At 56.0% G+C, this 24,920-nt stretch carries 26 protein-coding genes; 15 read left to right on the top strand and 11 right to left on the bottom strand.

Annotated features, from left to right (window positions below; genetic code table 11):
• The first annotated feature begins 55 nt into the window (after positions 1 to 55).
• Entirely contained in the window at positions 56 to 655 is a 600-nt protein-coding gene (locus tag AC6I8X_RS21700) for an NUDIX hydrolase (RefSeq protein WP_313687424.1), read from the top strand.
• Entirely contained in the window at positions 649 to 1,008 is a 360-nt protein-coding gene (locus AC6I8X_RS21695) for an NUDIX hydrolase (protein ID WP_497841075.1), read from the top strand. Before AC6I8X_RS21700 ends, AC6I8X_RS21695 begins: the two co-directional genes overlap by 7 nt.
• Positions 1,009 to 1,061: 53 nt before the next feature.
• Here the strand turns inward: AC6I8X_RS21695 and AC6I8X_RS21690 are convergent, their stop codons facing one another.
• Positions 1,062 to 1,634 (bottom strand): cytochrome b/b6 domain-containing protein, encoded by a 573-nt coding sequence (locus AC6I8X_RS21690; RefSeq protein ID WP_313687434.1) that lies wholly within the window; start codon positions 1,632 to 1,634, stop codon positions 1,062 to 1,064.
• A gap of 243 nt (positions 1,635 to 1,877) precedes the next feature.
• Here AC6I8X_RS21690 and AC6I8X_RS21685 point away from each other — a divergent pair, with 243 nt between their 5' ends.
• Together AC6I8X_RS21685 and AC6I8X_RS21680 are read left to right on the top strand one after the other, a co-directional pair.
• Complete coding sequence (locus AC6I8X_RS21685; RefSeq protein WP_313687428.1) at positions 1,878 to 2,528, top strand: LysE family translocator; 651 nt, start codon at positions 1,878 to 1,880, stop codon at positions 2,526 to 2,528.
• A 24-nt stretch (positions 2,529 to 2,552) separates the two neighbouring features.
• Positions 2,553 to 3,380: a substrate-binding domain-containing protein gene (locus tag AC6I8X_RS21680; RefSeq protein WP_313687430.1), complete on the top strand. Its 828-nt coding sequence runs from the start codon at positions 2,553 to 2,555 to the stop codon at positions 3,378 to 3,380.
• An 86-nt stretch (positions 3,381 to 3,466) separates the two neighbouring features.
• On the opposite strand, the gene AC6I8X_RS21675 is transcribed toward AC6I8X_RS21680, so the two are convergent.
• The gene (locus AC6I8X_RS21675; protein ID WP_497841074.1) at positions 3,467 to 4,252 is read right to left on the bottom strand and encodes an SDR family oxidoreductase; all 786 of its coding nucleotides are present in this window, start codon (positions 4,250 to 4,252) and stop codon (positions 3,467 to 3,469) included.
• A gap of 52 nt (positions 4,253 to 4,304) precedes the next feature.
• Positions 4,305 to 5,201: a GntR family transcriptional regulator gene (locus AC6I8X_RS21670; protein WP_084880868.1), complete on the bottom strand. Its 897-nt coding sequence runs from the start codon at positions 5,199 to 5,201 to the stop codon at positions 4,305 to 4,307.
• A 185-nt stretch (positions 5,202 to 5,386) separates the two neighbouring features.
• On the opposite strand from AC6I8X_RS21670, the gene AC6I8X_RS21665 reads away from it, so the two are divergent.
• Genes AC6I8X_RS21665 through AC6I8X_RS21635 form a run of 7 tightly spaced genes read left to right on the top strand, consistent with a single transcriptional unit; the run spans position 5,387 to position 12,073 of the window.
• Positions 5,387 to 6,199 (top strand): ABC transporter substrate-binding protein, encoded by an 813-nt coding sequence (locus AC6I8X_RS21665; protein ID WP_313689613.1) that lies wholly within the window; start codon positions 5,387 to 5,389, stop codon positions 6,197 to 6,199.
• A gap of 30 nt (positions 6,200 to 6,229) precedes the next feature.
• A complete protein-coding gene (locus AC6I8X_RS21660; RefSeq protein WP_084880870.1) occupies positions 6,230 to 6,955 on the top strand; it encodes an amino acid ABC transporter permease in 726 nt (241 codons plus the stop codon).
• Positions 6,952 to 7,698 (top strand): amino acid ABC transporter ATP-binding protein, encoded by a 747-nt coding sequence (locus AC6I8X_RS21655; RefSeq protein ID WP_497841073.1) that lies wholly within the window; start codon positions 6,952 to 6,954, stop codon positions 7,696 to 7,698. Before AC6I8X_RS21660 ends, AC6I8X_RS21655 begins: the two co-directional genes overlap by 4 nt.
• Before the next feature lie 13 nt (positions 7,699 to 7,711).
• A complete protein-coding gene (locus tag AC6I8X_RS21650; RefSeq protein ID WP_497841072.1) occupies positions 7,712 to 8,887 on the top strand; it encodes a M20 family metallopeptidase in 1,176 nt (391 codons plus the stop codon).
• On the top strand, positions 8,884 to 9,984 hold the full coding sequence (locus AC6I8X_RS21645) for a mandelate racemase/muconate lactonizing enzyme family protein (protein ID WP_497841071.1): 1,101 nt from the start codon (positions 8,884 to 8,886) through the stop codon (positions 9,982 to 9,984). The genes AC6I8X_RS21650 and AC6I8X_RS21645 overlap by 4 nt, the downstream gene beginning before the upstream one ends.
• Positions 9,971 to 11,140, top strand: coding sequence for a M24 family metallopeptidase (locus tag AC6I8X_RS21640; RefSeq protein WP_299450896.1), 1,170 nt, complete (start codon positions 9,971 to 9,973; stop codon positions 11,138 to 11,140). Before AC6I8X_RS21645 ends, AC6I8X_RS21640 begins: the two co-directional genes overlap by 14 nt.
• 9 nt (positions 11,141 to 11,149) lie before the next feature.
• A complete protein-coding gene (locus tag AC6I8X_RS21635) occupies positions 11,150 to 12,073 on the top strand; it encodes a dihydrodipicolinate synthase family protein (protein ID WP_497841070.1) in 924 nt (307 codons plus the stop codon).
• Here the strand turns inward: AC6I8X_RS21635 and AC6I8X_RS21630 are convergent.
• The gene (locus AC6I8X_RS21630; protein ID WP_497841069.1) at positions 12,057 to 13,133 is read right to left on the bottom strand and encodes a glutamine amidotransferase-related protein; all 1,077 of its coding nucleotides are present in this window, start codon (positions 13,131 to 13,133) and stop codon (positions 12,057 to 12,059) included. The genes AC6I8X_RS21635 and AC6I8X_RS21630 overlap by 17 nt on opposite strands.
• 68 nt (positions 13,134 to 13,201) lie before the next feature.
• Here AC6I8X_RS21630 and AC6I8X_RS21625 point away from each other — a divergent pair, with 68 nt between their 5' ends.
• Both AC6I8X_RS21625 and fdhA read left to right on the top strand, forming a co-directional pair.
• Positions 13,202 to 14,410 carry a pyridoxal phosphate-dependent aminotransferase gene (locus AC6I8X_RS21625; RefSeq protein ID WP_497841068.1) on the top strand — a complete coding sequence of 403 codons (1,209 nt, stop codon included), beginning with the start codon at positions 13,202 to 13,204 and terminating at the stop codon, positions 14,408 to 14,410.
• A gap of 387 nt (positions 14,411 to 14,797) precedes the next feature.
• Positions 14,798 to 15,997: a formaldehyde dehydrogenase, glutathione-independent gene (fdhA, locus tag AC6I8X_RS21620; protein WP_313687227.1), complete on the top strand. Its 1,200-nt coding sequence runs from the start codon at positions 14,798 to 14,800 to the stop codon at positions 15,995 to 15,997.
• A gap of 131 nt (positions 15,998 to 16,128) precedes the next feature.
• Here fdhA and AC6I8X_RS21615 read toward each other — a convergent pair whose 3' ends face one another.
• Complete coding sequence (locus AC6I8X_RS21615; RefSeq protein ID WP_313687229.1) at positions 16,129 to 16,965, bottom strand: oxidoreductase; 837 nt, start codon at positions 16,963 to 16,965, stop codon at positions 16,129 to 16,131.
• Positions 16,966 to 17,073: 108 nt separating this feature from the next.
• On the opposite strand from AC6I8X_RS21615, the gene AC6I8X_RS21610 reads away from it, so the two are divergent.
• Together AC6I8X_RS21610 and AC6I8X_RS21605 are read left to right on the top strand one after the other, a co-directional pair.
• Complete coding sequence (locus tag AC6I8X_RS21610; RefSeq protein ID WP_497841067.1) at positions 17,074 to 18,009, top strand: AraC family transcriptional regulator; 936 nt, start codon at positions 17,074 to 17,076, stop codon at positions 18,007 to 18,009.
• Positions 18,010 to 18,044: 35 nt separating this feature from the next.
• Positions 18,045 to 18,560 carry a GNAT family N-acetyltransferase gene (locus AC6I8X_RS21605; protein ID WP_497841066.1) on the top strand — a complete coding sequence of 172 codons (516 nt, stop codon included), beginning with the start codon at positions 18,045 to 18,047 and terminating at the stop codon, positions 18,558 to 18,560.
• Positions 18,561 to 18,661: 101 nt separating this feature from the next.
• Here AC6I8X_RS21605 and AC6I8X_RS21600 read toward each other — a convergent pair whose 3' ends face one another.
• From AC6I8X_RS21600 to AC6I8X_RS21575, 6 genes are all read right to left on the bottom strand, one after another.
• The gene (locus AC6I8X_RS21600; RefSeq protein WP_497841065.1) at positions 18,662 to 19,786 is read right to left on the bottom strand and encodes a M20 family metallopeptidase; all 1,125 of its coding nucleotides are present in this window, start codon (positions 19,784 to 19,786) and stop codon (positions 18,662 to 18,664) included.
• Positions 19,783 to 20,541 carry a glutamine amidotransferase gene (locus AC6I8X_RS21595; RefSeq protein WP_313687237.1) on the bottom strand — a complete coding sequence of 253 codons (759 nt, stop codon included), beginning with the start codon at positions 20,539 to 20,541 and terminating at the stop codon, positions 19,783 to 19,785. Before AC6I8X_RS21595 ends, AC6I8X_RS21600 begins: the two co-directional genes overlap by 4 nt.
• Positions 20,542 to 20,552: 11 nt before the next feature.
• Positions 20,553 to 21,632, bottom strand: a complete 1,080-nt coding sequence (locus AC6I8X_RS21590) for a phosphotriesterase family protein (RefSeq protein ID WP_497841064.1) — start codon at positions 21,630 to 21,632, stop codon at positions 20,553 to 20,555.
• 3 nt (positions 21,633 to 21,635) lie between these two features.
• Positions 21,636 to 22,646, bottom strand: a complete 1,011-nt coding sequence (locus tag AC6I8X_RS21585; RefSeq protein WP_313687241.1) for an ABC transporter permease — start codon at positions 22,644 to 22,646, stop codon at positions 21,636 to 21,638.
• A gap of 10 nt (positions 22,647 to 22,656) precedes the next feature.
• Complete coding sequence (locus AC6I8X_RS21580; RefSeq protein WP_497841426.1) at positions 22,657 to 23,403, bottom strand: ATP-binding cassette domain-containing protein; 747 nt, start codon at positions 23,401 to 23,403, stop codon at positions 22,657 to 22,659.
• 353 nt (positions 23,404 to 23,756) lie between these two features.
• Positions 23,757 to 24,779, bottom strand: coding sequence for a LacI family DNA-binding transcriptional regulator (locus AC6I8X_RS21575; protein ID WP_497841063.1), 1,023 nt, complete (start codon positions 24,777 to 24,779; stop codon positions 23,757 to 23,759).
• Positions 24,780 to 24,920 lie beyond the last annotated feature (141 nt).

Genomic DNA, 24,920 nt, shown 5'->3' with positions numbered 1-24,920 from the left:
ATGTGCACGATTATGCATGATAGCGTGATTATTGTCACCTTCAGGAGAGTAAAACATGCAATCAACATCACCACGTGTGCGGCATATCCACGAACAATTGCTATCGAATAACTGGTACACGCTGAAAAAATACACCTTTGAATTTTTACGGGCTGATGGTAGCTGGCAGGTGCAAAGCCGCGAATCATACGATCGTGGCAATGGCGCGGTAGTGCTGTTATTTAATCGCGCAAAAAGCAGCGTGGTGCTAACGCGGCAGTTTCGTTTTCCGGTGTTTATCAATGGACACAACGGCTTTTTGATTGAAGCGGCGGCTGGCCTGCTCGACAACGCGTCACCCGAAGAACGCATCATTGCCGAAGCGCAGGAAGAAACCGGTTTTCGTATTCAGCGTATCGAAAAGGTGTTTGAAGCCTTTATGAGTCCGGGGTCAGTGACCGAGAAACTCTATTTCTTTCTCGCGGAGTATCAGGACAAGGATCGCAGTAGTTCGGGCGGTGGCCTGGCAGAAGAAGGGGAAGACATCGAAGTGCTGGAGTGGCCTTTAGCGCGCGCGCTCAGAGCGATTGAAAGCGGTGAAATTATGGATGCGAAAACGATTATGTTGCTGCAACACCTGGCATTGCGCCTCAATACGGAGATGAAATCATGCTGATTCTTATCGCGGGTCCGGTTCGTAGCGGTACGCAGGGCGATCAGGCGCTGATCCACGCAAACCTGCGCAAAATGGAACAGGTAGCGCTGGCGGTGTATCAGAAAGACCATACGCCAGTGATTGGTGAATGGCTGGCGTTGCCATTGGCACGGGTGGCAGGTTCGGAAAAAATAGGTGATGAAATCAGTGAACAATTTCTCTATCCGGTGGCGCATCGTCTGATTCATTGCTGTGAGGCGATTCTGCGTCTGCCGGGTACATCGAAGGGCGCGGATAATGATGTGCAGGTGGGAATGGCCGCCGGTCTGACTATCTTCACCAGCGTTGATTCTATTCCGGTCATTGAGGATTGAATTTAGCAATACACAGGAAATAAACGGTTTCCTGTGTATTTTCTAATATCTTATTATTCAGCGGAATAGCGTTTATAATGATCGAGAAAAATATGAATAAGGCCCATCGCGCCATGTGCGTAAAAATAGACTTCAATAAAAGTAGTAAGAAATTTATGCCAGTGCAGGATGGAATGGGCGAAAGCAGAAGATGGACCCTGAATAGTATTCACGACAAACCATAATCCGCCCGAAACCGCCACGGCCAGTAAGGCGACTACGCCCAGTCCCTGGATGGTGGCGGCAATACCTCCCGGCAGCGCCTCTGGCAACTGCAACTTTGCCAGCGTGTTGAGATCCTGGCGTATGCCCCTGAAATCAGCCTTTGCCCATGCAAAATACCAGTTAAAGCCGCGTTGCGAGAACATCCACCACAGCAGAACAATCCCCAGCACGATCAACCCAAATCCGGATACGATATGCATCCAGGTGATGGTTGTCTCCAGCGAGTGACCTCCCAGCGCTTCTCGTCGGGTAAAATTAGAATTAATAATCTGTGCCAGAATCAACACTGCAACCAAAATATGTAATAGCCGGAACAACGGCGCATTTTCATGTGGCAAGCTACGCCAGATACTGACCTTCATGTTATTTACCTTCATTGCATCCTGGGTGGATAACATGAATTTTTTCAGAGGAAGATTAATCCAACCTTAACGCTAATTTTAATATTTATGCTGAGAAATACGCTGCAATTGCAACTGATAATATTTATCATCCAATTTTGAGGGTTTTAACTCAACTCAAGAGAAACTTTTTCTCTTCTTCAGTGCTAGATTCCTGTTGCGGGTTGGTTAAAATCAACCTTTAGTCACTGACAGGAGCGCTCCATGCTGGACATCACCCACTTTCCTCTTTTTCTCGCCTCAGTCTTTTTACTTTGCATAACCCCCGGCCCTGATCTGGCCTACGTGGTAGGCCAAAGCGTGGCGAATGGGCGACGTTCCGGAGTGATCTCGGCTGCAGGTGTGGCGTTAGGCAGTTGTACTCATGCGGTTGCCAGTGCCATTGGCCTCACGGCCTTGATTGCCGCCTCGCCGCTGCTATTTACGGTGATTAAATATATTGGTGCTGCCTACCTGCTATTTCTCGGCAGCAAAATGGTGTGGGGGACGTTTGTCAGCCGTAACACCGCACAACAGGCTGGTGAGGCTGCCGTCAAAATGCCTGTCAGTGCGCGTAGCCTGTTAACTCGTGGGCTGATTACCTCGGTGACGAATCCGAAGGTATTGCTATTTTTCATCGCCTTCTTCCCACAATTTGTCGTGGTTGACGGCGATCACCATGCGCAATCTTTCCTGATCCTTGGCCTGACTTACGCCCTGGTGGGTTTAACCACTGATACCCTGTTTGCGTTGTTAGCCGGTGGTGCCGCCAGTGCAGTGGCGAAAAACGCCGCGATGCAAAAGTTACTGGATCGGGTGGTTGGCGTCACCTTTATCGGTCTTGGGATTCGTCTGGCCTTAACCCGTCGTGGTTAAACCTGATTGCAGAAGGAGCCTTTCATGGCAGCAAAGCACAATATCATCGGTATCGTCAGCGATGAGTTCGCTAATCCCAGCAGCGTAAAAATGCTGAATGAAGTGACGCGACAACTGAATGCGCGTGGATGTTTGTCATTGTTGCTCAACGTTAATTCGCGCGAACATTACCTGTCGTTACTCAGTAAGGCGACTGAACTGGGCGTTAACGGATTGATTTTCCTCACCTCCCTTTATCGCGAAGAGGCATCATCATTCCCGGCGATCTGGCTGAGTGGGGAGAACGCGCTCAGGGCGGATAACTATGATGCCGGTGCTGAGATTGGTCGTCTGCTGCTGGCGCAGGGGCATCAACGTTTTGGTGTTATGCACGGCGAAGATCCCGCAACCGAACCGCGTCAGATGCAGGGGTTTGTCGCGAGCTTAGCCGCTGCGGATAAAACCCTCGATCAGCGACTGATTGCCGGTAACAATGATCGGGAACTGGCTTATCAGGCGATGATGGCATACCTGAAAAAAACGCGTGCTGCTGAACGTATCAATGCGCTGTTCTGCGAAAATGACGTGCTGGCTTTCGGTGTCATGCAGGCAGTGCGCGATTTTGGTCAGGGTGTGCATATTGGCGTGGTGGGTTTTGATGATGTGGACGAGGCTCGCTCTCCGACCTGGCATCTGACCAGCTGGGCGCAGCGTGGTGATTTGCTGGTGGCTGAGGCGTTAAATCGCTTGCTGGATAACAAGGCAGATGACAGCGCGGCGTGGCAGCAGGGCGAATTGCAGGTGCGTCATTCGCATCATGGCAAACATGTGCACGGTGAGATGTCAAAGTGCGGCTGTGCCAGCCGCCATTGATAACGATTGCGCGATAAATCGCGCCGCTACAAAACCCCCATCGGTCCGTAGCGGCGCGATTCATCGCGCTCTTTTGACCTTACTCATCAAATCGCATCAATCATCCCGCCATCCACCCGCATGATGGTGCCAGTAATATAGCTGGCTTGTTGACTGGCAAGAAACGCCGCAGTGGCACCGTATTCTTCTGGTGCACCATAACGGCCCGCTGGAATGCCCTGACGGCTTTTCTCCGCTACGGCGTCCGCGGTACTGTTTTCACGTTTCGCCTTGATGGCATCCAGCTGGCTGACGCGATCGGTAGCGATACGTCCCGGCAGCAGCACGTTAACCGTTACACCATCCGCCGCCACTTCACGGGCCAGGGTTTTTGACCAGCCGAGTAAACTCATACGCAGGGCATTGGACAGCGCCAGATTAGGGATTGGGGCAATCACACCAGACGAAGTCGAGGTGATAATACGACCCCAACCGCGCTGGCGCATGGCGGGCAGCACTTTGTCTGTCAGCTGAATCAGTGAGGAAACCATCAGGGAAAACTGCTGCTGCCAGATACCGGCATCAGTGCCCTGAGCAGTGGCAGGAGGCGGGCCACCCGAGTTGTTGATCAGAATATCAATATCGCCCCAATGCTGGTGGATGTCGTTCAATACATCATCAAACTTTTCGGGCGCAGCCAGGTCGAGCTGCCAGGCCTGCGCGGTGCCGCCTTGCTGCTGGATCAGTGCCACCGTTTCTGCCAGCTTTTCCAGGTTGCGGCCGGTCACCGCGACTTTTACCCCTTCCTGCGCCAGAGACAGCGCCATCGCCCGGCCTAAACCACTTCCCGCACCACACACCAGCGCGACCCGTTGTTGTATTTGCAAATCCATAAACCACTCCTGATTGTATTTTCAGGATCATGATGTGCAAAATTGATGCCGATTATTTACGTGGCCGCTTAATATTTACCTGGTCATAGGCAAATTGCAGATGTTGCTGCATCAGGCTGGCGGCCAGTTCCTGCTTGTTTTCCCGTAACGCATCAATGATCGCCACATGTTCTTCACACCATTCTTTGACGCGACGCTTGTTGTGATAACTGCCGAATTCCATCAGGCGGCGTAAGCGGTTTTGCTGCTGAATGGCCTGCAACACAAACAGATTGCCGCTTGCTTCCGCCAGTAGCTCATGAAAGGAGGCGTCGGTTTCGAAGATATCTTTCGCCGGGACTTGGGTGATATCCGGGTGGGTAATCAGCCACAAATGCTGTGCACGCAGCCGTTTGAGTAACTGGCGATCAACATGTAAATGCGGGGTCAGCAGGGCGGCGGGTTCAATCATCAGGCGGAAACCATAACTGTTGCGCAAAGCCACATCCGAGTTCAGCGTTTGCAGGAAGCGCCAGCCATGCCCGGCATTACGTGCAATCAGGCCATCTTCCGACAGCTTCACCAGGGTGCGCGTCAGTATCCCGCGGTCCACCTCATAGCGCTGCACAATTTCGGTCTGGGTGAAGGACTCGGGCAGCGTACCGGCAATACGATCGCGGACCAGCAATTCATACAAATTCTGATCATTACTTTTGGGTTGTTCGATACTCAGCTGTTGCAGTTCATCGGCGCTCTTTAACAGAAAGAAACCCTGATTGGGCCGGGCTTCCACCGCACCGAGGCGGGTCAGTTCTTTTAATCCGGCACGTACCGGCGTGCGTGAAACGCCCAGCGCATCGGCAAGATGTTGTTCACGTAAATGATGACCTGGATCGAATCTTGCTTCATATATCAGGTCAAGGATTTGCCGGGCTATCCGGCGACTGCTCGCAGTTGAGTCAGGCTGCATGGAGAACGTTCCCTGAAAGTGTATTGTTGTGGTCTGAATATACAATAACACGGGAAAAGTTTTGCAGCGAAATAAAGCAGGAACTGCACGATAAGCGTGCAAGTGCACCAGGAAGGGACGTGTTTTTGTCATCATGATTGTATTTGTTGATTCATAAAATCCAAAATATTAACCAGGAGACGACTATGTCCAGCTCGTATTTCACTAAAGGCCGCATGCGCGGATTGATGTTCACTCTGGCGCTGCTGCCACTTGCCAGCCATGCCGCAGGGGAAAGTGTCACCCCTGGCAAACTGACTTATGGCACTGCTGCCACCTTTATGCCGTTCGAATTCGTCAAAGACGGCAAGCTCACCGGCTTCGATATCGATCTGATCACGGCACTGAGTAAAGAACTCAAACTGACGCCCGCACCGATGGCTATGGAGTTCAAAGGTCTGATCCCGGCTTTGCAGGGCAAACGCCTCGACATCATCAACTCAGCGATGTACGTCAACCCAACCCGCGCCACCCAGGTGGATTTTGTGCCTTACCTGAAGATCGGCAGCCGCGTGGTGGTGCGCAAAGGCAATCCGGCGGGTATCACCGGTCGTGATATGTCGCTGTGCGGCAAAACTGTCGCCGTCACCCTTGGCGGTATCGAAGAGAGCCAGGCGCGGGTGGACAACAAAAACTGCGTGGCCGCCAGCAAAGCCGCCATCAACGTACTGACCTTCCCGGCAGCCACTGACTCAGCTGTTGCAGTCGCTCAGGGTCGCGCTGATGCCGAATACCTCTCCACGCCCGGCACGGTGGCGTTGTTCAGTGAAAAACCGGGCATGTTCGAAGCGGTAGGGGCGGAGTTCGAAGCCGACACCCATATCGCCTTTGCGGTACGTAAAGGCGACAGCGAAACCCGTGCACAGCTGGAGAAGGGACTGCAGGCCCTGGTGAAAGATGGCACCTACAAGCAACTGATTGAGAAATGGAACTTCCCGGATTCCGTTGCCATTTTTTAATGCGTTTCAAGCCGTTAACCGGAGATAGCTATGTCGATTGATTTAATGTGGCAGTACTTCCTTTCCCCTGAGTTTTTGCAGGGTGCGTGGATGACACTGCTCATCACCCTCTGCTCACTGTTGTGTGGCGTGGTGCTGGGTCTGGTACTGGCCCTGCTACAGGAGGCTCCTTTCCGCGCCGGAAAGGCACTGGCCTTTTTCTACCTGTGGCTGTTTCGTGGCACGCCAGTGCTATTCCAGATCATCTTTGTCTACAACGTGCTGCCAGGCTTCGGCTTACGCTTCTCCGCGTTTACCTGTGCAGTGCTGGCGCTTTCGCTCAATGAAGGCGCGTATATGGCTGAGATCCTGCGTTCTGGTCTTCAGGCGGTGAAAAGCGGGCAACGTACCGCCGGTATGGCGCTGGGTATGACCAACGCGCAGATCATGCGCAAGATCGTGTTACCGCAGGCGGCACGCATTGTACTGCCACCGATGGGTAACCAGATGATCAGCATGCTGAAATCGAGTGCGCTGGTGTCGGTGATTGCGGTGCAGGAGCTGCTGCTGGTGGCGAATCAGGCTGCCAGCGCCAGTTTCCGCTACTTCGAAGCGCTGTGCGCTGCCGGTATCTACTATCTGCTGCTGACCACGCTGTTCATGATTTTCCAGTCATGGCTGGAGCGCACGCTCGACCCGAAACAGCGCCGCCGCAAAAGCCAGAAAGCGCAATCCCATGAAATGAAGCTGCCTAAACCTGCCCGGGAGGTGTCATGAGCCAGGAACGTAAACCACTGCTGGAAATGATCGGCATCGACAAAACCTTCGGTCGCCAGACCGTGCTGAAAAACTGTTCGCTGAGCGTGAATCGCGGGGAAACCGTGGTGCTGATTGGCCCGTCCGGTTCGGGTAAATCCACGCTGCTGCGTTGCGTCAATCTGCTGTCCCCGGCTGACAGTGGCGATGTGTTTTTTGCCCGGCAAAACATCAGCCGTGGCGAAGTGCCACCGCATCAGTTGCGCCAGCGTATTGGCATGGTGTTTCAGAACTACGAATTGTTTTCCCATCTCACCGCTGCGGAAAACATCATGCTGGCCCCGATGACGGTACTGGGCGTCAACCGCATTGAGGCGCGCAAACAGGCCGAAATGCTGCTGGCAAAGGTGCGCATCAATGAGCGTGCTGACCACTTCCCGGATGAACTTTCCGGTGGGCAGCAGCAGCGGGTGGCGATTGCCCGCGCGCTGGCGATGAAACCCGAACTGATGTTGTACGACGAACCGACCTCAGCGCTGGATCCGGAGATGATCCGTGAAGTGCTGGATGTGATGGCAGAGCTGAGTGCCGAAGGCATGACCAGCATGGTGGTGACCCATGAGATGGGTTTTGCCCGCCGTGCTGCCAATCAAATCCTGTTTATGGAGGAGGGCGAAATTATCGAGCGCGCCAACGCCCAGGACTTTTTTACCGGCCAGGTCAGCGAACGTGCCAAACGTTTCCTCGACCAGATCTTACATTAATAGCGGAGTACCTATGAGTAGTTACCAGGCAGACAGTGTGCGCATGAAGCGGGATCTTACCGCGCTGGTCGCCATCAATACCGAAAACCCGCCCGGTCACGAACGTGAGGCCGCCGAGTGCGTAGCAGGCTGGCTGCGCGAAGCGGGTTTTGACCTTTCGTTCAGCGAGTATGCGCCAGGGCGCACCAACGTGATCGCGCTGCTGAAGAACGGCGACGGCCCCTGTTTTGCCTTTAATACCCACCTCGACACCGTCCCGGCCGGGACCGGTTGGTCGAGCGATCCTTTTACCCTGACCGAGCGTGAAGGACGTTTATATGGTCGGGGTGCCTGTGATGCCAAAGGCCCGCTGGTGGCGATGGTAGAAGCGCTGCGTATGCTGGCGGCCAATCGTCATAGCTGGTCCGGTACGTTGATGGGGGTGTTCACGGCGGATGAAGAAGTGGCGAGTGAAGGGGCGAAGTTTTATGTGCGCGATCAGCCGCCGGCCATCGACTTTGCAGTGATTGGCGAACCGACCTCCAACGCCACCTTTTCGGCCCACAAAGGCAGCCTGCGCCCGCGTGTGCGGGTGAAAGGCGTGACGGCGCATTCCGGTACGCCGGAGCTGGGCATCAACGCAATTTACCAGTCGGCGAAGCTGCTTGGATTGATCGAGGAAGCACATCATCAGCAGGTGCGTTGCCGTTGTCATGCGCTGGTGGGTAACGCCAGTTTAACCGTCACCCGTATCCACGGCGGGCACGCCGATAACGTGGTGCCGGATAACTGCGAACTGCTGCTGGATCGCCGCATGGTGCCGGGCGAGGACGAAGCTGCGGTGAAAGCGGAGCTGCAACAGCTGCTCGATCACGCCAGAGAACAATCCGGTGTTGAGGCGGAAATTATTGCCTGGCAGCCCACCACCGGCGGCGCAACCGAAACCGACAGCAGTGAAGCCATTGTGCAGCACAGCCTGGCAGCCTGCCGTCGTCATGGTCAGCCGGAACCCGGTCCGTTTGGATTCCAGGGCGGCTGTGATTTGGTGCATTTCCGTACCCTCGGTGCCAAAGGTGTGGTGGTCGGCCCCGGCGCGCTGGCGGTGGCCCATAAACCGGATGAGTTTGTCCCGGTGGAGGAGTTTATCGCTGCGGCTTACATCTATCTCGATATCGCGCTGGCGATGCTGCCTGCGGAGGCCCACGCGTGAAAGCCCAACTCTGGCGTGGCGACCTTCATTACGCCGGTGTGACGCTGCATACCGCAGCATCCGGCGCGGTACATGCGCTCGATACCCTGTGGCTCCAGCTGGAAGATCAGGGTGTGCAGGGCATCGGTGAAGTGCGGCTTAACATCGCTTATCTGCATGGCTACAGCGAACAACAGGTGCTGAACAATCTGCTCTCTACGCTGGCACAGTGGGACTGGCAGGCCGATGCGCACAGCATGCTGGCGGCGGTGCACGCCGAGGATAGCCCGCTGCTGGCTCCGTCACGCATGGTGCTGGATATGGCGCTGCATGACTTACTGGCTCGTCAGCAGGGCGTCAGCCTGGCCGCCTGGCTGGGGGCACCGGCAGCGGCATTGGGTTTCGCTACCAACCAGACGCTGTTCTGGGGCAGTAAAGCGCAGATGCTGGCGCAGGCGCAAGGCTATGTCGAACGCGGTTTTACCCAGTTGAAACTGCGCACCGGGGTGGCGGATTTCGCCACCGATCTGGCGCGTTTACAGGCGTTGCGCGACACCTTCGGCGACCAGATCTCACTGGCGATTGACGTTAACGGCCAGTGGTCGCTGGCGCAGGCACATCAGGCGTTGCCGCAACTGCGGGCGCTTCAGCTGAGTTATATCGAGCAGCCGCTGGCCGTCGCTGATGACCGGCATCTGGCGGAGCTGCACCAATATGCTATCCCGATCATGCTCGACGAAAGCCTTAACAGCAACGCGGCCATCGATCGCCTGATCGCGGCCGAAGGGGCGCTGTGGGGCCATCTCAAGCTGGTCAAATTGGGTGGACTGGCACCGACGCTGGCGGCGGCGCGCCGTCTGCAAAACGCGGCGGTTCCTTTCATGATTGGTCAGATGAACGAAGGCCATGCGGCGACGGCAGCGGCGTTACAGCTGTGCCGCGTACTGCAACCGGCGTTCGCCGAGCTTTACGGCGCTGATGGTTTAACCGATGACCCGGTCAGCGGTCTCGCTTATGCCCACGGCCAGGTCACCGTGAACGATTCTCCCGGCCTGGGTGTGCAGTTTTCTGCCGCCGACGCCACTTTCCTTCAGGAGTTTAGTGATGCAACAGCTTAATAATGTAGTCCAGGGCAGTGAGTCCGCCTTCAGCGCGGACGAGTATGCACTGCGTATGCAGCGCACCCGTGAGCGTCTTAGCGCCGCCGGAGTCGATGTGATGATCGTCACCGGGCCGGAAAATATCTTCTGGCTCACCGGTCAGCAAACCCCCGGTTATTACACCTTCCAGGCGCTGCTGCTGCCGGTAGAAGGGGATCCGGTGTTTGTGATTCGCCAGCTGGAATACTTCAACTTTATCGCCAACACCTTTATTTCTGACGCCGCCATCTATCAGGACGGTGATAACCCGGTGGATTTTCTCGTCGGTATGCTGCAACAGCGCGGCTGGCTGAATAAACGCATCGGGTTGGACAAACGCGGCTGGTTCCTGCCGATTGCCGTCTACGAACTGCTGCAAAGCAAACTCGGCACCATCGCCGATACCGCTGGCGTGATCGAACCGCTGCGCGCGGTGAAATCCGCCGCGGAAGTGGAAAAAATCGCCACCGCGGCACGTTATGTCGATGCCGGTATGCGTGCTGGTATGGCAGCGATTCGCAGCGGCAGTGATGAAAACGCGTTGGTTTCCGCGATGATGGGTGCCGCCATCGCGGCCGGTTCTGAATATGTCGGAATGGAGCCGCTGGTGTCCACCGGACCGCGCAGTGGTGTGCCGCACGGCACCTGGCGTCGTCGCGTGATGCAGGATAACGAACCGGTATTCCTCGAAATGGCTGCTGCCCATGACCGTTATCACGCCGCGCTGATGCGTTCCGCCTGGATTGGTCGTCCGCCGGCGATTGCGCTGGAAATGGAAAAAGTGTGCCAGGAAGCATTGCAGGCCGCGCTGGATGCCATCCGTCCGGGAGCCACCTGTGCCGAGCCGCATATCGCCTGCCAGAAAGTGATCGACCGCGCCGGTTTCACCGAGCATTTCAAAAAGCGCACCGGTTATTCCATCGGTGTCTCTTTCGCGCCTGACTGGGGCGAAGGCGGCATTCTCAGCCTGTACAGCGGTGTTACCACCGAATTACAACCGGGCATGACTTTCCATATTCCACCGGCACTGCGCATTTACGGCGAATTCACCGTTGGCGTCAGTGAAACCGTGGTGGTCACGGAAACCGGTTATCGCCAGCTTGGCAGCCTCTCTCGTCCATTAACTTTGCTGTAAGGAATTTCCATGAAAGACATTAACGAATGCCGTGAACGCCTGCGTGGCATTTTCAACATCACCGTTACGCCGTTTGACGCTAGCGGCGCTATCGATTTCGCCGCCCTGCGTGAAAACATTGAGCGCGTCATCGGTCTTGGTTATGACGGCATTCTGATTGGCGGCACGTATGGCGAGTTTCCGGTGATGTCCCTGGCGGAACGCCGTGAATTGTTCCATCAGGTCATGGATTGTGTGCAGGACCGTATCCCGGTGATGTTGTGCAGCGCCAGCTCAGACCCGCGTGATGCGCGCGAACTGACCATTCTGGCTGGCGATCTGGGTGGATTACCGATGGTGACTGCGCCTTACGTCAGCGAAATCACTGACGCGCAAATCCTGACCTATTTCAAAGAGATGGCCCCATTTTCCAAAACCGGTATCCTGGTTTACAACGCACCCGGCATTGGTATCACGCTGTCACCCGCTTTGCTGGAACAACTGGCGGATGTGGTGGGTGTAGTCGGTATCAAGCAGGGGGATCTTAACCCGACGGCCATCGACCAGATCGCCAACCGCCTGCGTGGACGTCTGCGTCTGTTCTGCGCTTCGGATCTTGCCTTCTTAGGCCCAATGATGGCTGGCTTTGACGGCATCAGCACCACCAACAGTGGCGCGCTGCCGGAGCTGGTGTTAGCCACGTTCCGCGCGGTGGAAAAAGGCGATGCGGGCACGGCGCGCGATCTTCATCAGCTGTGGTACGACTACCGTGCCCTGGCGCGTCAGCACGGTCAGCCGCAGTTGGTGAAAGCGGCAATGGCGTTGCGTGGCTTTAACGGTGGTCGCGTACGTGCGCCGCTGCTGGATATTTCTGCCGAAGCCCAGACAGCGCTGGCCAGCGTGATGCGCAAACTGGCCAGCGATGCGCGTACCGGCGTTACCCTCGCTGAGTAAGCGCCGCCTGTAGAAACGCGGTGATCAGCGGGTGCGGGGCGTCCGGACGCGATGCCAGTTCGGGATGGCCTTGCACCCCCTGCCAGAACAAATGATCGGGCAGGGTAATGGCCTCAACGATGTCATCGGTCTGCGCGTTGACCTGAACGCCACTGGCGCTGAGTTGCGGTAATAACTGCGGATTAAAGCGATAACGATGGTTGTAGTGCATGGCACCGTCATGAAATGGCAGCACCCCGCAACGGTGATGACCATCAGCAAAGGCGATAAAGCTGTGCAGGACAGCATCGGGGGCGACCTCCGCCAGAATCGCCTGTTCGCACGCTGGCTGCTGGCGCACGGCAGCCGTAGCCATGCTCTGCATCCCGAGACACAGCCCGAGGGTGGGGAGTGGGCGGGTCACCGTGGTTTGCGCGACGCGGATTTGTCCCTGTACCGCCGCCATTGATGATCCACCCGGCAGCAACACGCCATGCAGCCCCTCCAGTTCATCCAGGTTGGCGGAGAGCGAGGCGGGTGGCAGGAAGTGGATGTCGAGCGTCAGCTGCAATGCGGATGCTGCATCGCCCAGCGCCGCCAGCGTGGCCGGATAAGCCTGACGATGGTCAGCTTCGCGGCCAATCAGGCCGATACGGAGCGTGCTTGCAGGTTCAGCGGCTGGCGCGGCAGACCAGCGACCATAGTGGTCGGTATGCAGGGTGAGCAGCGGCTGGGTGTCATCGCGCAGTACCAGCGTCTGTCCGCTGTCGTGGCTGAACAACCGGATGCCGGGCAGATCGACGATCGCAGCGGCACGCGCGGCAGGTAAGACGATCACTGCGTCAGCGTTCGGTAGCGAGTCGGCGCTGCTGATTTCCTGTTGCAGCGTATCGCTGCGATACAGGCCGCTGGTGACGCAATAACCGGCGGGAATAACGTGTTGATGGCTATCGGGCACATCGCCCTTAAAGCTGGGACGCAGGCTCCATAACGGCAACCCGAGTTGATTAGCCCACAGGCTGGCGGTGACACCGTAACGGGCCGGTAGAGGTGAATCATCGAGAATGAATATCAGTGACACGGCAATTTTCCTGCTGATGTTGGATGAATAATTGTATTAGTTGAATCATCAGATACAAAAGAGGATTTATGAATAACAGTCAAACGGCCCGGCGCATGCAGCGGGTACGACCTTCGCCAACCGCGACCATTTCTGACCAGGTGCGTGAACTGGAAGCAGCAGGCAAAGCGGTGATCAATCTGGGCGAGGGCGAGCTGGATTTTGCCACCCCGGCGTCAATCAGCTATGCCGGTATCGAAGCCATTGTGCAGCAGCAAACCAAGTACACCGCCGTGGCGGGTACCGCAGCATTGAAGGCGGCGATCGCCGGTAAATTTGCCCGTGACAATCAGTTGCAGTTCGCGCCAGATGAAATCATCGCCGGTAGCGGAGCGAAGCAGCTGATTTTTAATGCGCTGCTGGCGACGGTCGATGCAGGCCATCAGGTGATCATTCCCGCCCCGTACTGGGTTTCTTATCCCGACATGGTCACGCTGGCGGAAGGTGAGCCGGTGATTGTTCCCTGCACGGAAGCGGACGGCTGGAAGCTACAACCGGCGCAGCTGGCGGCGGCCCTGACGTCGGAAACACGCTGGGTGATCCTCAATTCGCCGGGCAATCCAACCGGTGCGATTTATAGCGCCCAGGAGCTACGGGCGCTGGCAGATGTGCTGTCCGATCATCCGCATGTGCTGATTATGGCCGATGATATCTATGAACCGCTGCGTTATGACCAGACACCGTTCGCGACCTTTGCCGAAGTGGCACCCCAACTGGCACATCGCACCTTGACAGTGAACGGCGTGTCAAAAAGCCATGCCATGACCGGCTGGCGTCTGGGCTATGCGGCGGGACCGCGCTGGCTGATTGCGGCGATGCAGGTGCTGCAATCGCAAAGTACCTCTAACGCCAGCAGCATTGCACAGGCTGCGGCGGTGGCCGCGCTGAATCAACCGGCTGATTTTCTGGTGGGCTGGCTGGCAAAACTGGAACAGCGTCGTAACCAGGTGCTGGCGATGATCGCGGCCACCGACGGACTGAGTGCCAGTGCCCCACAAGGCGCATTTTATGTGTTTGCCAATTGCCAGGGGTTGATGGGTCGCCGTACGCCGGGCGGAGAGGTGATCAGCGATGATAAGGCGCTGGCATCCTGGCTGCTGGCGGAAGCACAGGTGGCGGTGCTGCACGGCTCGGCATTTGGTACGCCGGGTTATCTGCGTATTGCTTACGCGGTGGACGATGCGCTGCTGGAAACGGCGTGCCAGCGATTGTTGGCTGCCTGCGCAAAACTGCGTTAGCGCCAGATCTTTGCTTTGCGCGATAAATCGCGCCGCTACAAATGTGGCGGTAGCGGCGTGATTTATCACGCGTTTCAGAAACACTCCCGGTGCCACTTTGATTACAACATACTACAGCATCGACTAACTAAAACCGGCCACAGCGTCGCTGCCACTCTGCTGCATAAGCGAAGCAGTAAATAAAATCTGGCCTGAATAAATACCACACTGAAATTATCCACAAGTTGAATGATGTTTAATTTAATTGTGATGCTTTGCACACATCGAGAATAATAAACGCAGAAAGCACAACCGCGTGCAGGGGAGTTATTAAGCTTAGAGGCGCAGAGTATGATCCTATGCTCAACGGCGACATTTAAAAATTAATACTTTCTGAAAGGTGCTCACATGTCTGAAAACCGCGGAGTGGTATACATAGGTAATGGCAAAGTTGAAGTCCAGTCGATTGATTATCCGAAAATGCACGATCCCAGGGGCAAGAAAATAGAACACGGAGTGATCCTCAAAGTCCTCTCTACTAATATATGCGGATCCGACCAGCATATGGTGCGCGGGCGCACCACCGCCCAGGTTGGGTTAGTGCTGGGGCATGAAATCACCGGGGAGGTGATCGAAAAAGGTCGTGATGTGGAACGCTTTGAGATCGGTGATGTGGTCTCAGTGCCGTTCAACGTCGCCTGCGGGCGCTGTCGTTCCTGTAAAGAACAACACACCGGCGTGTGTCTGACGGTAAACCCGGCGCGTGCCGGTGGGGCCTATGGTTATGTGGACATGGGGGATTGGGTGGGAGGGCAGGCTGAATATGTCCTGGTGCCCTATGCCGATTTCAACCTACTCAAGCTGCCGGATCGCGAGCAGGCACTGGAGAAAATCAAAGACTTAACCTGCCTTTCCGATATCCTGCCCACCGGCTTCCACGGGGCGGTGACGGCGGGGGTAGGACCAGGTAGCACCGTCTATGTGGCGGGTGCGGGTCCGGTCGGCATGGCGGCCGCTGCTTCTGCACGCCTGTTGGGTGCGGCGGTGGTGATCGTTGGTGATATGAATGGCGCACGCATCAAACATGCGGCAGAACAGGGTTTCGAAGTGGTTGATTTAAGTCAGGATACACCGCTGCATGAGCAGATTGCTGCCATCCTCGGTGAGCCGGAAGTGGATTGCGCCATCGATGCCGTAGGCTTTGAAGCCCGCGGGCATGGTCACGAAGGGGCGCAGCATGAAGCACCGGCAACCGTTCTCAATGCGCTGATGCAGGTGACGCGAGTCGCAGGCAAAATCGGTATTCCCGGCCTGTATGTCACGGAAGATCCTGGCGCTGTCGATAAGGCAGCAAAAATGGGCAGCCTAAGCATTCGTCTGGGACTGGGCTGGGCCAAATCACACGCCTTCCACACCGGGCAGGCACCGGTGATGAAATATAATCGCCAGCTGATGCAAGCCATTCTGTGGGATCGTATTCCGATTGCCAAAATAGTCGGGGTAGAAGTGATTTCACTGGAAGATGCACCGCGTGGTTACAGTGAATTTGATTCTGGCGTACCGAAAAAATTTGTTATTGACCCACATTTCTCTTTCTCGAAACCCTGATCAGATAACCTATATTCTGTGTGGTAATAGCATCAGATAAATTCTAAAAAACTGCGCCAGCATTAACCAGAGAAATAAGGTGCTGGCGCATCTTTCATTAAGATGAAATATTTACAATATCTGACAAACCATTATTCACCATCGGTTGAACGTGTCAGATTTTCCCAGCGTTTAATATCCTCATTAAAGGTGGTTAATTTATCCCGTACCAGCGCCAGGGCATCACTGCCTAACAACAGATGCGCCGGAGGGTTGGTGCTGCCGATAATCTCCAGCATCGCCACAGCGGCTTTTTGTGGGTCACCCAGTTGCTTACCACTTTTTTCCACGCGCGCCTGGCGGATGGGATTAAACAGCGCGTCGTAATCAGCAATGCTTCTTTCACTGCGCACCATCGAACGACCTGCCCAGTCGGTACGGAACGATCCCGGTGCGACGGCAGTGACGAAGATACCGAAAGGCTGCACTTCTTTGCCCAGCGCTTCAGAAATCCCCTCCAGCGCGAACTTGCTGCCGCAATAATAGGTGATACCCGGCATAGTGATAAATCCGCCCATTGAGGTGATATTGATGATGTGGCCGCGACGGCGCTGGCGCATAAACGGCAGCACCGCCTTGATCATGGCGACAGCACCAAACACGTTGACATCAAACTGACGACGCATCTCCTCCAGGGAAGATTCTTCCATCACCCCTTCATGGCCGTAACCGGCATTGTTGACCAGCACATCAATCGGCCCCACTGCCTTTTCCAGCATAGCAACGGTGCTGTCGATGGCGGAAAAATCGGTCACGTCCAGCAGGCAGGCGGTGGCAAAACCGGGTTTAAGCGCTTCAAATGCCTCTCCGGCGGCCTGATTACGCACGGTGCCGATCACCCGATGACCCTGGCTTAACGCCTGTTGCGCCAGTGCACGACCAAAGCCGCTGCTGACGCCGGTGATGAATAATGTTTTGCTTGATGACATAAGATTGGCTCCCGCTAACAAGTGAGGATGCATAATATTCTTCATTTCTTGTTGTGCTGAGGCCGTATCTTCTGGTTTTATTGCCTAATCTTATGAGTGGGTAATTTTATGAGTGAGCAGATTCAGACCAGCATGGTGGCATTGCTGCGCGCACTGGCACCGGAGGAGGGCTATAACCTGACCGCACTGGAGCAGGTACGTATCCTGCGATCCGACCGTCCTCTGACACGCACGCCGGTGCTGTACGATCCGGGTATCGTTATTGTCTGCCAGGGGTGTAAGCGCGGTTATTTGGGCGATCGGGTTTATGTCTATGATGCCCAGCACTACCTTGCGGTTTCAGTGCCGGTGCCCTTTGTGATGGAAACCGATGCCAGCCCGGAGCAACCATTGCTGGCTATTTATCTGCATCTGGATTTCGCCGTTGCGGCAGAGTTGATGCTGCAGCTCGATCAACAGGGGGGAACCGAACCGATACCGGCACCGCAAAGCATGATGTCCAGCCCGATGGATGCGGTGATGCAAGGTTCTGTGCTGCGTTTTCTGCAAGCGCTGCTTCATCCGCGTGATGCGGCCATTCTCGGGCCAGCCCTGATGCGTGAATTGTATTACCGGGTGTTGACCGGCGCACAGGGCAGTGTAATGCGTTCGGCGCTGACGCAGCAGGGACAGTTTGGCAAAATTGGCAAAGCGCTGCGCCAGATCCACGCCACTTATGCGCAGGCACTGACGCTGGCGCAACTGGCAGCAGAGGCGGGGATGAGCGTGCCCACCTTCCACAGCCACTTCAAGACCATCACCGGTACCGCGCCGATGCAGTATGTGAAATCGGTACGTCTGCATCAGGCGCGGATGTTGATGGTGCGACAGGAGATGACCGCTGCCGCTGCCAGCTTTGCGGTGGGTTATGAAAGCCCGTCGCAGTTTAACCGCGAATTCAAGCGCCTGTTTGGCCTGCCACCGGCGGAGGAAAGCCGCAGAATGCAACAGCATTTCGCCGTGCCGCCAGAGCATCGCGACGCGGCATTTGTTTCTTCGCATTAACTGGTTTGATAAAAAATTAACAAGAGGAGTGTTCGATGAGCGGAGCTGCGTCAGAAACGGAACAAAATTTTATTATCAGGCCAGCCAATATTGAGGATGTTCCGTGCATCCTTGATCTGCATTTTACCGGCTTAAAAGAGACCAACTCCTGCTCTGCCGATACCTCCTTAGATGCCGACCTCTATAATTTTAGCGAACATTATCAACGGGATGATGCGCACTTTATCGTCGCCGTTACCCGGCAGAATGTGATTGTTGGTATGGGGGCGGTGGTCGGTCTTTCCTCTGGCCGCTATGAAATAAAAAGAATGCGTGTATCGGGTCACTTCCGGCGTCAGGGGATTGCTCAGAAAATCCTTGAGGCGCTTCTGACATTTGCTGCCATACACCATCCGCAATGGGACATCTTTCTTGACAGTTCTCAGTCCCAAACCGCTGCTCACCGGTTGTATGCAAAAAACGGTTTTGTTCGTTACGGCGAACAGCTGATTGGTGGCGATATCCCCAGTTATTTGTTCAGGAAACCGGGCTTCGACCCAAAGGCGCAATAAATTGCGCCGCTACAACTGCCGGTATCGTCCTGAAGGTCAATCACCAGGGGTGGCATTTATGCCACCCGGTTCAAAACAGCATGAATGCGTAGCGGCGCGATTTATCGCGCAATGTCCGTCATCCATTGCAAAATAATCTCTCCATACAAATCCTCCGCTGCCACCAGCCGCGACAGCAGGCAATATTCATCGGTCTGATGGGCCATGGTCGGCTCGCCCGGTCCGAGAATAACGCACGGCGGCGAACCCAGTGCCGGTAGCAGCAGCGATGCATCGGTAAAGTAGGGCACAATCCGCGCAGTCAATGGCTCGGCGTGAAGAGGCTGACATAGCTGAAACACCTGTTGCATCCAGCGATGTTCTTCTGCACTCAACACCGCAGGCAAATCGACCAGCGTGGTGATGAACACGTTTTCCCCGAGGGCAGTTGAGAGGCGCTGGCGGATTTCGCCATGTTGCAGATTTGGCGCGGTGCGGATATCGACATCAAAGGTGGTGCGATCGGGCACCGAGTTGATGTTTAACCCACCCTGAATGCGTCCCACGTTCAGCGTGGGTTGCTTCATCAACGGATGCGACGCGCCAGGCGAGAAGTGCTGGATCTTACCCAGCGCTTCTGCCGCCAGATAGATAGCGTTAATGCCCAGATGCGGCATAGCACCGTGCGCGGTTTTCCCCCGGGTTTCGCAGCGTAACCACAACGCCCCTTTGTGCCCAATCACCGGATAGTTAGCCGTCGGTTCGCCGACGATTAACGCGCCCGGCTGAGGCAGTGCGATGTCACCGATCAGCGCCCGTGCGCCATCGCAGCCGGTTTCTTCACCGCCAGTGAGATAAAGCACCACGCCGCACCCCGCCATGATTGCGGGTTGGTGACGCTGGCAGGCGGTGATAAACGCGGCGATCGCTGCCTTCATATCGCTGCTGCCGCGTCCATAGAGGCGGCCATCAATAATATCCGCACCGAAAGGGTCATATTGCCAGTCAGCTACGCCCAGCGGCACCGTATCCAGATGTCCGGTAAAACCCAGCGGCTTGCCGTTAGCCTTGCCCGGTAACGTGGCAATCAAATTGGTTCGCCGTTCACCAAAACTATGCTGCTGCACCTGGAAACCCGCATCGCTGAGGTAATCTGCCAGCCACGCCATGCATGCAGCTTCATCACCGGGGGGATTGATGGTGTTAAAACGCAGCAATTGCTGCGTCAGGCGGGTTAACGTGCTCATGCGGGCGAACCGGTCAGCCAGTCGAGGCAATTGATCCACAGCTGGCGGTAACCGGGCCATTGGGCAAATTCCGGTGGCAGCCAGTGTGCAGACATATCGCTGGTCCACACCAGCGTGCGTCCCTGTTGATATTCGCGTACCGCCAGCAGCGGATGTGTGGTGCCCGCGATGGTCGCCAGCAATTCCCCCTCGGGCTGCATTTCGACTTCGTTATAGCCCAACAACCACGGCATCTCCGCAGGCAGGTTTTCCAGAATGCCATGCGTCTGGCTTTGCTCCAGGTAACAGCCTTCAGGGCGCTCAATCCGGTCATCCCAGGCGAGGCACCGTACGGGCAGCGTTTGTTCAACCGCCGTGTTGCGGTAGCGTGCGCCGCCATTGATGCCCTGGAAACTGTAGTAACCGCCAATCATCATCAGCGCACCCCCCTGTGCGACATAATCATGCAGCAACGTCAGGCGGTTAGCGGTGCGCTGGCTTTTCAGCCAGGTAGCGGGATGCAGCAGCAGGGTGTTAGCACCAATATCCGACAGAATGATCACATCCCATTCCTGTAATGCAGCCAGCGTCAGCGGGAACTGTTCAGGGGCTTCGTGTACCGGCATATGGGTGACCTGATACGCGCTGTCCTGCAACGCCGCGAGGAAATCCACCGCGCCGTTGTGCCAGGTGGCGGTCGCAAATTGATCGAAGCCTTTGATATGTGTTGAGGTGCTGGTCCAGGATTCACCCACCAGCAGAACCTTTTTCGTCATGATTTTCTCCATTACGCGCCAAATACCCGCTGTGGGTTGGCGATCATCAACGTTTCTAACTGTTCACCGCTGACACCGTGGCGGCGCAGGCGCGGTAAGAAATTTTTCAGGATGTGGCCGTAACCGTGGCCGCCGTAACGCGTCAGCATGGTTTTAAGGAACACGTCCTGCGACAGCAAAATCTGCTGGAGATAGCCGTCATCGATCAGTGCACAAATCGCGTTAGCATTCTCTTCATCGGAGGGGGACTGCGCCTGTTCATCGGCGTAGTAGTAACCCATACCGATCATGTCGTATTCGAGGTACGCACCGCGATCGGCCAGTTCTCGCTGATAACTTTTATCCGCATGGCTGGGGTTCATATGGCACAACACGGTATGCCGCAGATCGGCACCTTCCTGGGCCAGAATATCCAGCACCTTGTGGCCAAGACGTTCCCAGCCAGGCAGATGAACCTCAATCGGCACCCCGGTGGCCGCACTGGCGCGTCCCGCCGCCCGCAGTGACTTCTCTTCATCGGCGGTGAAACGGCTGGATACGCCAATCTCACCAATCAACCCGGCCAGCACCTCAGGTTTTTCCGCCAGTCCACCGAGGTCATAAATCAGTTTTTCCGTCAGCTGTTCCACGCTGGTGGTTTTTACCCACTCCGGGTGCGACGGTTGCAGATACAAACCGGTGCCCATGATGATGTTCAGGCCGGTGAGACGGGCGATACGTTGCAACGCTTTAGGGTCGCGGCCAATACCGATATTGGTGGGATCAACCACCGTTTCTCCGCCCAGCGCGCGGTACTTCATCAACTCTTCAATCGCCACATCAACGTCAAACAGCTGGCAGTTATCACGGCTCATCAGCGGATTGAGCGACAGCTCACCGAGATTTTCGATACGTACCGGCATCTCGGCGATATGACGCTCACTGCAACAACAGGGCGGCACCCATTTGCCCGAGGCATCCAGCAAAATGTGTTCATGCATCAGCGTGACACCCATCTGGTCCAGCGGCAGTGGGCCGAGGACCGTCATCACATAACCGCTCTGCACGCCAAGCGGCAGCGGTTCGGGATGACGAAAAAGAGAACCTTTCATCAGCTATCCTTTGGCAGAGGCGCGTGCCGGGTTGAGAATACGGGTGTTGATCCAGATGGCGAGGAGGATGATCGCGCCAGTGGCGATTTGCGTGTAGAACGGTGAGATATGCGACAGGATCAAACCGTTCTGGATAATGGCGATGGAAAGCGCACCCAATAACGTGCCGATCACCGTGCCAAAACCACCGAACAGGCTGGTACTGCCAAGCACCACAGCAGCGATAACCTGCAACTCAAAACCTTCGCCCTGATTAGATGAACCGCTGCCGAGACGGGCGGTGATAATCATGCCAGCCAGCGCGGCGGCCATGCCGCTGATGATGTAAACGCGCATCACCACCGCTTTGGTATTGATACCGCTACGGCGGGCACCTTCGGCGTTGGCACCGATGGCAGTGACATAGCGACCAAAACGCATATGGTTAAGCACCACATGCCCGACAATCAGCACCACAATGCCGATCAGGGCGGGCATCGGGATACCTATCACCCAGGCGCGGCCCATAAAGGTAAACGGGCTATCAGCAGGCACCGGGATCGAGTAGCCCTGGGTGATCAACAACGCCACGCCACGTACCACTGCCAGGGTGGCGAGGGTAACGATAAACGCCGGAATTCCCTCGTAAGCGATAAAGAAACCGTTAATCGCGCCGACTAATGCGCCCATTGCCAGGCCACCAATCAGCACGCAGTACCAGGGCCAGCCCCAGCTGTTGAGGGCAATGGCGGATAAAGCGCCTACCAGCGCCAGCGTCGATCCTACTGAGAGATCAATGCCGCCGGTGGTGATCACCAGCGTCATTGCCGTCGCCACAATCAGCAGCGGTGCGCTCTGGCGAATAATGTTGAGCCAGTTAGGCGTGGTGAGAAAGTTGCTGGTGATCAGTGAAAACACCACGCAGCAGAAGACAAAAAACAGCGCAATGCTGACCACGCCAGAATGGTTATGCAGCAGGCGTCTGGGCAGCGAATGCTGGATCATGCGTGTACCGGAGAGGTTAACCATACTCATACTCGTTCCCTTAATGGGCGTGGGCGGACGGCGCACTGAACTTCTCGCCGACAATCAGGTTGACGATTTCGCTCAGGCTGGTATCGGCCACCCGGCGATCCGCCACGTTGGTGCCTTCGTACATCACCATGATGCGATCACACACCAGGAACAGGTCCTGCAAGCGGTGAGTAATCAGGATTACGCTGACGCCACGGGCGCTAACGCGTTTGATTAACTCCAGCACCGCTTCCACCTCAGCCACCGCCAGCGCGGCAGTGGGTTCATCCATAATCAGCACTTTCGGGCCGAACGCCGCCGCACGGGCAATGGCAATGGCCTGGCGCTGTCCACCGGATAGATTACGCACCAGCAGGCGGGTGTCAGGAATGGAAATCCCCAGCCCCTTTAGCATTTCACGCGCATCGGCATGCATTTTTTGCTGGTCGAGGAAGGGCACGCCCAGCCAGTGTTTCATCGGTTCGCGGCCCATAAACAGGTTACCCGCGACATCCACGGTGTCGCACAGCGACAGATCCTGATAAACCATTTCGATATGGCAACGTCGGGCATCGGCGGGATTCGTAAAACGCTGCTCCTCGCCATCAATACGAATTGCTCCGCTGGTAGGCACCACGGCACCGGACAGCACCTTGGTCAGCGTGGATTTACCGGCACCGTTGTCACCGACCAGCCCCAGCACTTCACCGGGTGCCAGTTCCAGATTCACGCCACGTAGCGAGCGAATCGAGCCGTAGGTTTTAGTGATATTGACCATCTCAACCCGTGCCGGGGCGGCACGTTGCTGCTGTTGCATCTCAACACTCCCCTTGTTATTCAAACGGAGACGTTGCATCAGCGGACGCCTTACGCAGTAAGGGTTTACATCTTGTAAACCGGTTTACCCGATGTGCGTAATACGTGTCGCTGACCAACGCATGTCTTGCAGAGATATTTGTTCGCCACTGGAAAGATAGCAGAGACTGTGCCAGGTGAAAAAATCACCTCATGCAACCTTGTGCAACCTGATGTTTACTTTGATGAAATATTTTTTTCACTCAGGTAAACCGGTTTACCTGGTGGCGGAGATTTTAAGCGTAATGAGCCAGCAGGGTGCAACGATGCGCCAATTTAGCGCACGTTGAGCAGGGGACTGATGGAGTCGCGCGCAATCCATTCTACCGGTAAACGGGTTTCCCGCGGCAGCGGCAAATCGCCGTGCAGCAGATTCAGCATCTGTTCAACCGCTGCACGCCCCATATCCCGTGCGGGCTGGCGAATGGTGGAGATACGCGGCTGGGTGAAATCGGCATAGCTGGCATCATCGAATCCCACCAGTGACAGGGCCTCCGGCGCACGTAACCCGCGTTCACGCAGGCCATCCAGTAACCCGAGCACCAGATAATCACTGGCGGCGAACACCGCACTCGGGCGTGGTTCGCTGGCAAAGAAATGGTGCAGGGCCTGCGCACCAAAACTGCGCTCGTATTTGCCAAACAACACCCATTCCGGCACCACTGCCAGCCCGGCCTGTTGCATCGCCTGGCAAAAACCCTGGTAACGTTCGCGCACGCTCATCAACGCATCGGGACCGCCAACAAAGGCAATCTGCCGATGTCCGGCGGCAATCAGCTGCTCCGTCGCCAGTTTGCCACCCTGGACGTTATCGGCGAATACTTTCGGCACGTTGCTGCCGGGAATATCCTCATCCAGCAAGACGATACGCTGTTGGCGCTGGACCTCTTTGCGCAGCAGGCCATTATCCGGGCGGTTGGTGGTGAACAGCAGGCCATCCACCTGGCAGGTATCCAGCCAGCGAATAAACTGGCATTCCTTGTCCGGGTTGTTGCGGGTGATGCATAACACCAGGCTGTAGCCACGCTGTGACGCGGCTTCTTCGGCGGCATCGGCCAGTTCGGCAAAGAAGGGGTTAGTAATATCGGGCAGCACCAGGCCGAGTGTTTCACTGCCGCCTTTGCTTAAGCGGCGTGCCAGCGAGTTGCCGCGATAATCCAGCTGACGGATCGCGTTTTCGATACGCGTAACGGTATCCTGCGGCAGAACCAGCGAATGATTGAGATAGCGCGACACGGTTGCTTTTGACAACCCAGCCAGTTGCGCCACATCTGAAAGTAAAACGCGTTTTTTTGTCATGAGTGCACACCTTTTATCGGCCACAGCATTAACACATTTTTCCCTGCCAGCGACAGACTTTTTACTGCGGCTGCACTTAAAATATTCGCTTGACATTCTATTGCGTTCGGCGAATGTTAATACCCAGTTTATCCGATGCCG

This window comes from Pantoea sp. X-Soil-TKNS-1280, from assembly GCF_059730475.1.
The sequence above is the reverse complement of the archived record's forward strand: the minus strand, read 5'-3'. Positions and strand labels throughout refer to the sequence as shown.

Coding starts and splice junctions, on each gene's coding strand:
- AC6I8X_RS21640 (WP_299450896.1), top strand. CDS start 9,971: ATGCAACAGCTTAATAATGTAGTCCAGGGCAGTGAGTCCGCCTTCAGC.
- AC6I8X_RS21635 (WP_497841070.1), top strand. CDS start 11,150: ATGAAAGACATTAACGAATGCCGTGAACGCCTGCGTGGCATTTTCAAC.
- AC6I8X_RS21700 (WP_313687424.1), top strand. CDS start 56: ATGCAATCAACATCACCACGTGTGCGGCATATCCACGAACAATTGCTA.
- AC6I8X_RS21575 (WP_497841063.1), bottom strand. CDS start 24,779: ATGACAAAAAAACGCGTTTTACTTTCAGATGTGGCGCAACTGGCTGGG.
- AC6I8X_RS21655 (WP_497841073.1), top strand. CDS start 6,952: ATGAGCCAGGAACGTAAACCACTGCTGGAAATGATCGGCATCGACAAA.
- AC6I8X_RS21600 (WP_497841065.1), bottom strand. CDS start 19,786: ATGAGCACGTTAACCCGCCTGACGCAGCAATTGCTGCGTTTTAACACC.
- AC6I8X_RS21650 (WP_497841072.1), top strand. CDS start 7,712: ATGAGTAGTTACCAGGCAGACAGTGTGCGCATGAAGCGGGATCTTACC.
- fdhA (WP_313687227.1), top strand. CDS start 14,798: ATGTCTGAAAACCGCGGAGTGGTATACATAGGTAATGGCAAAGTTGAA.
- AC6I8X_RS21670 (WP_084880868.1), bottom strand. CDS start 5,201: ATGCAGCCTGACTCAACTGCGAGCAGTCGCCGGATAGCCCGGCAAATC.
- AC6I8X_RS21580 (WP_497841426.1), bottom strand. CDS start 23,403: ATGGTCAATATCACTAAAACCTACGGCTCGATTCGCTCGCTACGTGGC.
- AC6I8X_RS21665 (WP_313689613.1), top strand. CDS start 5,387: ATGTCCAGCTCGTATTTCACTAAAGGCCGCATGCGCGGATTGATGTTC.
- AC6I8X_RS21660 (WP_084880870.1), top strand. CDS start 6,230: ATGTCGATTGATTTAATGTGGCAGTACTTCCTTTCCCCTGAGTTTTTG.
- AC6I8X_RS21695 (WP_497841075.1), top strand. CDS start 649: ATGCTGATTCTTATCGCGGGTCCGGTTCGTAGCGGTACGCAGGGCGAT.
- AC6I8X_RS21595 (WP_313687237.1), bottom strand. CDS start 20,541: ATGACGAAAAAGGTTCTGCTGGTGGGTGAATCCTGGACCAGCACCTCA.
- AC6I8X_RS21675 (WP_497841074.1), bottom strand. CDS start 4,252: ATGGATTTGCAAATACAACAACGGGTCGCGCTGGTGTGTGGTGCGGGA.
- AC6I8X_RS21690 (WP_313687434.1), bottom strand. CDS start 1,634: ATGAAGGTCAGTATCTGGCGTAGCTTGCCACATGAAAATGCGCCGTTG.
- AC6I8X_RS21590 (WP_497841064.1), bottom strand. CDS start 21,632: ATGAAAGGTTCTCTTTTTCGTCATCCCGAACCGCTGCCGCTTGGCGTG.
- AC6I8X_RS21685 (WP_313687428.1), top strand. CDS start 1,878: ATGCTGGACATCACCCACTTTCCTCTTTTTCTCGCCTCAGTCTTTTTA.
- AC6I8X_RS21585 (WP_313687241.1), bottom strand. CDS start 22,646: ATGAGTATGGTTAACCTCTCCGGTACACGCATGATCCAGCATTCGCTG.
- AC6I8X_RS21680 (WP_313687430.1), top strand. CDS start 2,553: ATGGCAGCAAAGCACAATATCATCGGTATCGTCAGCGATGAGTTCGCT.
- AC6I8X_RS21610 (WP_497841067.1), top strand. CDS start 17,074: ATGAGTGAGCAGATTCAGACCAGCATGGTGGCATTGCTGCGCGCACTG.
- AC6I8X_RS21605 (WP_497841066.1), top strand. CDS start 18,045: ATGAGCGGAGCTGCGTCAGAAACGGAACAAAATTTTATTATCAGGCCA.
- AC6I8X_RS21615 (WP_313687229.1), bottom strand. CDS start 16,965: ATGTCATCAAGCAAAACATTATTCATCACCGGCGTCAGCAGCGGCTTT.
- AC6I8X_RS21625 (WP_497841068.1), top strand. CDS start 13,202: ATGAATAACAGTCAAACGGCCCGGCGCATGCAGCGGGTACGACCTTCG.